Genomic DNA, 5,284 nt, shown 5'->3' with positions numbered 1-5,284 from the left:
CTGCGAAGCCGTCGGGATCCGCGCCGCCGCCGAGGTCCCAGCGCACGTCGAGGAGCACCGGCACCGCACCGGAGTGCTGGGCGGTGGTCTGCAGGCGGGTGGCCAGCTCGCCGGCGGTCAGGAGCGGGCCGGTGGCGGTGGGCTCGCCCGGCATCAGCCGAACTCCGCGATGCGGTGGGGCGAGCGGGTCAGCGACGGGTCGCGCTTCACGGAGTCGCCGAGCACCTCGTCGACCTGCGCCACGAGGGCGGGGTCGAGCTCCACCGCGAGCGCGCGCACGTTGTCGGCCACCTGCTCGGGCCGCGAGGCGCCGATGATCGCCGCGGTGATGGTGGGCTGCTCCACCACCCACTTCAGGGCGAGGTGGTGCAGGGGCACGCCGGCCTGGTCCGCCAGCTCCGCGAGGCGGGCCACCGTCGCCAGGAGCTCGTCCTTGAGCAGGTGCTTCATCATCGCGGCGCCGCCGGCGGCGTCCGTGGCGCGGCTGCCCTCCGGCAGCGGCTGTCCCGGTGCGTACTTGCCGGTGAGCACGCCCTGGGCCAAGGGCGACCACACCACCTGTCCGATCCCCAGCTCGGCGCAGGTGGGCACCACCTCGGGCTCGATGACGCGCCACAGGAGGTTGTACTGGGGCTGGTTGGAGACGAACGGGATGCGCAGCTCGCGGGCCAGGGCGTGGCCGCGGCGCAGCTGGTCTGCGGTCCACTCGCTGGCTCCCACGTAGTGCACCTTGCCGGCGTGCACGAGGTCGGCCAGGGCCTCCATCGTCTCCTCCAGCGGGGTGTCGTGGTCGAAGCGGTGGCACTGGTAGAGGTCCACGTAGTCGGTGCCCAGCCGGCGCAGCGAGGCGTGGAGGGACTCCGTCACGTGCTTGCGCGACAGGCCGTGGTCGTTGGGGCCGGCCTGGTCCTGCGGGGCACCGTCGGGGCGGGTGGGCCAGAACACCTTGGTGGCGATCACCAGGCCCTCGCGCCGCTCGCCCGCCAGGGCCTTGCCGAGCACCTTCTCTGCCTCGGTGTTGGCGTAGGTGTCGGCGGTGTCGAAGGTCGTGATGCCGGCGTCCAGCGCGGCTCGCACGCAGGCCTCGGCCCGCTCGGCCTCCACCTGGGAGGCGTGGGTGAGCCAGTTGCCGTAGATGAGGCGCGAGACGCGCAGGCCACTGTGTCCGAGGCGAGGGTGCTCCATGGCCCCAACGGTACTGCGCCCCCGCCGGGGTCCGGCGAGGGCGCAGCGGCAGGCTGTCTCAGCGGCGGCGGATGGCCGCCACGTCCTCGGCGATGCGGATGACGGCCACCATGCCCTCCAGGGACACACGAGCCAGCACCAGGTAGAGCAGGGCCACGATGGGACCGGCCACCAGCATCAGCAGGCCGATCAGGATCGCGCTGGCCTCCCCGTCGCCGGTGGCCATGATGGCGAAGGCGGTGATGGTCCACATGAGCAGGCCGATGGCGATGGCGACGGCCATGAGGACGTAGACCACCGACACGACCTTGGGCGTCACGAATTTCGTGAAGCGCAGGTCGGTCAGGGCGGAGAAGAATCCGCTCTCCTTGGAGAACGGGTTCGGCGCGCCTGCCGGCTCGGTGCCGGTGGGGCTGGACTGGCCGGCGGGGCCACCGTGACTCGGCGGGTACGGGTCGGAGTAGGGCGTGGACATGGGTCCCCTTTCTGCTGCGGGCGCCCTGCCGGGCGCGGCACGACGGTGTGTGCCCACGGAGTGTCGCACCCAGCTCCGACGACCTGCGGGGCGGGGGGCGCACCGCAGCACGTGGTGTCGGGGCCACCGGCTACCGTTCGCAGGGTGATGCCGACGCCCGATGCCTCCCGATGGGTCCCGCCCCGCACCGACGCCCCCGCGGGGGTGGCCCCCGTGGAGGCCTACTCGGCCCACGACCGGGAGCGCTGGGAGTCAGAGGACCCGGCCCGCAAGCGCGCCGACCGAGACGACTTCGCGCGGGACCGCGGCCGCATCATCCACGCGGCGGCCCTGCGACGTCTCTCGGCCAAGACGCAGGTGATGCAGTCGGGGATGGACGACGTGGTCCGCAACCGTCTCACCCACAGCCTCGAGGTGGCGCAGATCGGCCGCGAGATGGCCGTCTCGCTCGGCTGCAACCCGGACGTCGTCGACGCCGCCTGCCTGGCCCACGACCTGGGCCACCCGCCCTTCGGGCACAACGGCGAGGACGCGCTCGCGGACGTGGCGCACGACATCGGCGGCTTCGAGGGCAACGCCCAGTCGCTGCGGCTGCTCACTCGGCTGGAGGCCAAGCGCTTCCGCGCCGACGGACGCAGCGTGGGCCTCAACCTCACGCGCGCCACCCTGGACGCGGTGGTGAAGTACCCCTGGCTGCGGGGCGAGGGGCCGACGGGCACCCCCAAGTACAACGCCTACGCCGACGACGCCGAGGTCTTCGCGTGGATCCGCCGTGGGTCGCCCGAGCAGGGGCGCCGGTGCGTGGAGGCCCAGGTGATGGACCTGGCCGACGACGTGGCCTACTCCGTGCACGACGTGGAGGACGCCATCACCTCGGGCCACCTGGACGTGCGGGCCCTGCGCGACCCCGCCGAGGTGGCCGCGGTGGCCGCCAACGCCGCGCGCACCTACGCCCGGGACCTGCCCGCATCGGCGTTGGTGGGGGCGATGGAGCGGCTCACCTCCTCGGGCGTGGTGCCGGAGTCCTACGACGGCACCCGGCGCTCGCTGGCGCGGCTCAAGGACATGACGAGCACCCTCATCGGGCACTTCGCCCAGTCCGTGACCGACGCCACCCGTGAGCGTCATCCACAGGCCACCCTGACCCGCTTCGACGCCGACCTGGTCGTCCCCAGCGAGGTGGTGGCCGAGATCGCCATGCTCAAGGCGGTGGCGTACACCTACATGATGAACACCGAGCACCGGCTGGAGCTCATGGAGCGGCAGCGTGAGGCCCTGCAGGCCCTCGTGGCGATGTGGGAGCGGCACCCCGAGCGGATGGACCCGCAGTACCTGGAGGACCGCCGCGTGGCCGAGGAGGCCGGCGACGACGCGGCGGCCCGGCGGGCGGTGGTGGACCAGGTGGCCTCGCTGTCCGACGGCCGGGCGTGGGTGGAGCACCACCGCTGGTGCACCCACCACGGGCACTGAGGGGAGGGACGTGGCAGGACTCATCAAGCCGGAGGACATCCAGGCCGTCAAGGAGCGGACGGCGCTGGACGAGGTGGTGCGCGAGCACGTGACCCTGCGCGTGGCCGGGGTGGGCTCGCTCAAGGGCCTGTGCCCCTTCCACGACGAGAAGACCCCCTCCTTCCAGGTGCGCCCGGCGGTGGGGCACTGGCACTGCTTCGGCTGCGGCGAGGGCGGCGACGTCATCGAGTTCGTCATGAAGATCGACCACCTCTCCTTCGCCGAGGCGGTGGAGCGGCTGGCCGGGCGGCTGGGCATGGAGCTGCGCTACGAGGAGGGCAGGGGGCCCCGCCGCGAGGGCGGACTGGGGCGACGGGCCCGGCTCGTGGAGGCCCACCGGGCGGCCGAGGAGTTCTACCACCAGCAGCTGCTCTCCACCCAGGACGCCCGCCCGGGCCGGGACTTCCTGCGGGGCAAGGGCTTCGGGTCCACCGAGGCGGCGCACTTCGGGGTGGGCTTCGCCCCCCGGGGCGGCACCGCGCTGTACCAGCACCTGCGGGCCGGGGGGTTCACCGACGACGAGCTCGTGACCGCTGGCCTCGTGGGCCGCGGTGGCCGTGGCATGTACGACCGCTTCCGCGGCCGCGTCATGTGGCCCATCCGCGACATCACCGGCGACACGGTGGGCTTCGGGGCGCGCCGCATCTTCGAGGACGACCGCATTGCCGCCAAGTACCTCAACACCAGCGAGACGCCGATCTACACCAAGAACCAGGTGCTCTACGGGCTCGACCTGGCCAAGAAGGCGATGGCCCAGCAGCGCACCGCCGTGGTGGTGGAGGGGTACACCGACGTGATGGCCGCGCACCTCTCGGGCGTGGAGGTGGCCGTGGCCACCTGCGGCACGGCCTTCGGTGCCGAGCACATCAAGGTGCTGCGCCGCATCCTGCGCGACGAGGCGAACCAGGCCCCGGCCAAGGTGGTCTTCACCTTCGACGGCGACGCCGCCGGGCAGAAGGCCGCCATGAAGGCCTTCGAGGCCGACCAGGCGTGGGCCAGCCAGTCCTTCGTGGCAGTGGCCCCCGACGGGCTGGACCCCAACGACCTGCGCCAGCAGCGCGGATCGCAGGCGGTGCGCGCGCTGGTGGAGGACGCGGTGCCGATGTTCGAGTTCGCCGTGCGCACCTCCATCGCGCGTTACGACCTGAACACGCCCGAGGGGCGCGTGGGTGCGATGCGGGTGGCCGCGCCCATCATCGCCGGCATCCGCGACCGCTCCCTGCAGCCGGAGTACACGCGCACCGTCTCGGGGTGGATCGGGGTGGACGTGGACTCCCTGGGGCGCGAGGTGACCGCTGCCCGGTCCTCGCGCGCCTCCGGCGGTCTGCGGGCCGCGACGCGCCCCGTGCAGACCGGGCCCGAGTCCTCGAGCGCCCCGGAACAGGCCGCCCCGGCCGGGCCGCCGCCGCTGCCCCCGGTGGACCCGCGCAACCCGGACCACGTGGCCGAGCGGCAGATGCTGCAGATGGTGCTGCAGTACCCCGGGGCCATCACCGGCACCGAGCACTCGGCGCTGTCGACCACGGCGTTCACGGCGCCCGCCCTGGGGCTCGTGCACGCGGCGGTGGTGCAGGCCGGTGGCATCGAGCGGGCGGTGACCCTCTCGCACACCGCCTGGGTGCAGCAGGTGCGCGATGCCGCCGACCCGCGCGTCCACGACCTCGTGGGCGAGCTGGCCGTGGCCGGGCTGCCGGTGCGCATGGTCAACGGGCAGCCGGCCCCGGGGTACGCCGAGGGGCTCGTGGCACGGTTGCGCATCATCGAGCTCAACCGTCGCATCGCCGACGCGATGGGGGAGCTGCAGCGCCTGGGGTCCGCCGAGCCGGAGCGTCAGCGGGAGATCGGGCTGCGGCTGCAGGGGTGGCAGCGGGAGCTGCAGCACCTGCGGGCCTCCCGGTAGGGGCGCGATTGGACCCAACGCGGCAGTGGTGTTATGGTTCACGCCGCTGTTGAAGCGATCCCCTGTAGCTCAATTGGCAGAGCATTCGGCTGTTAACCGGAGGGTTGTTGGTTCGAGTCCAACCGGGGGAGCACACGGAGAAGGGCCGGTCACCGCGAGGTGACCGGCCCTTCTGGCGTACCGGGGGAGTGGGCCGCGTCGCCCGGGCCGCGGGC

4 protein-coding genes and 1 tRNA gene are annotated in these 5,284 nt (G+C 73.1%); 3 read left to right on the top strand and 2 right to left on the bottom strand.

The window, feature by feature from the left end; all coding sequences use genetic code 11:
- Nucleotides 1-153 precede the first annotated feature (153 nt).
- Nucleotides 154-1,185 (bottom strand): aldo/keto reductase family protein, encoded by a 1,032-nt coding sequence (locus tag HMPREF3099_RS06250; protein ID WP_070705200.1) that lies wholly within the window; start codon nt 1,183-1,185, stop codon nt 154-156.
- 58 nt (nt 1,186-1,243) lie between these two features.
- Nucleotides 1,244-1,660: a DUF4282 domain-containing protein gene (locus tag HMPREF3099_RS06245; protein WP_070705199.1), complete on the bottom strand. Its 417-nt coding sequence runs from the start codon at nt 1,658-1,660 to the stop codon at nt 1,244-1,246.
- Between the two features lie 147 nt (nt 1,661-1,807).
- Here HMPREF3099_RS06245 and HMPREF3099_RS06240 point away from each other — a divergent pair, with 147 nt between their 5' ends.
- From HMPREF3099_RS06240 to HMPREF3099_RS06230, 3 genes are all read left to right on the top strand, one after another.
- The gene (locus HMPREF3099_RS06240) at nt 1,808-3,130 is read left to right on the top strand and encodes a deoxyguanosinetriphosphate triphosphohydrolase (protein WP_083323555.1); all 1,323 of its coding nucleotides are present in this window, start codon (nt 1,808-1,810) and stop codon (nt 3,128-3,130) included.
- 10 nt (nt 3,131-3,140) lie between these two features.
- Nucleotides 3,141-5,069, top strand: a complete 1,929-nt coding sequence (gene dnaG, locus HMPREF3099_RS06235; protein WP_070705198.1) for a DNA primase — start codon at nt 3,141-3,143, stop codon at nt 5,067-5,069.
- 58 nt (nt 5,070-5,127) lie between these two features.
- Nucleotides 5,128-5,200 (top strand) — tRNA-Asn (locus tag HMPREF3099_RS06230).
- Nucleotides 5,201-5,284 lie beyond the last annotated feature (84 nt).

The organism is Kytococcus sp. HMSC28H12 (assembly GCF_001816045.1).
GTDB lineage: Bacteria > Actinomycetota > Actinomycetes > Actinomycetales > Dermatophilaceae > Kytococcus > Kytococcus schroeteri.
The sequence above is the reverse complement of the archived record's forward strand: the minus strand, read 5'-3'. Positions and strand labels throughout refer to the sequence as shown.

What these genes read in the sequence shown, in the direction of transcription:
- HMPREF3099_RS06250 (WP_070705200.1), bottom strand. Translation starts at nt 1,185, where the DNA reads ATGGAGCACCCTCGCCTCGGACACAGTGGCCTGCGCGTCTCGCGCCTC.
- HMPREF3099_RS06240 (WP_083323555.1), top strand. Translation starts at nt 1,808, where the DNA reads ATGCCGACGCCCGATGCCTCCCGATGGGTCCCGCCCCGCACCGACGCC.
- HMPREF3099_RS06245 (WP_070705199.1), bottom strand. Translation starts at nt 1,660, where the DNA reads ATGTCCACGCCCTACTCCGACCCGTACCCGCCGAGTCACGGTGGCCCC.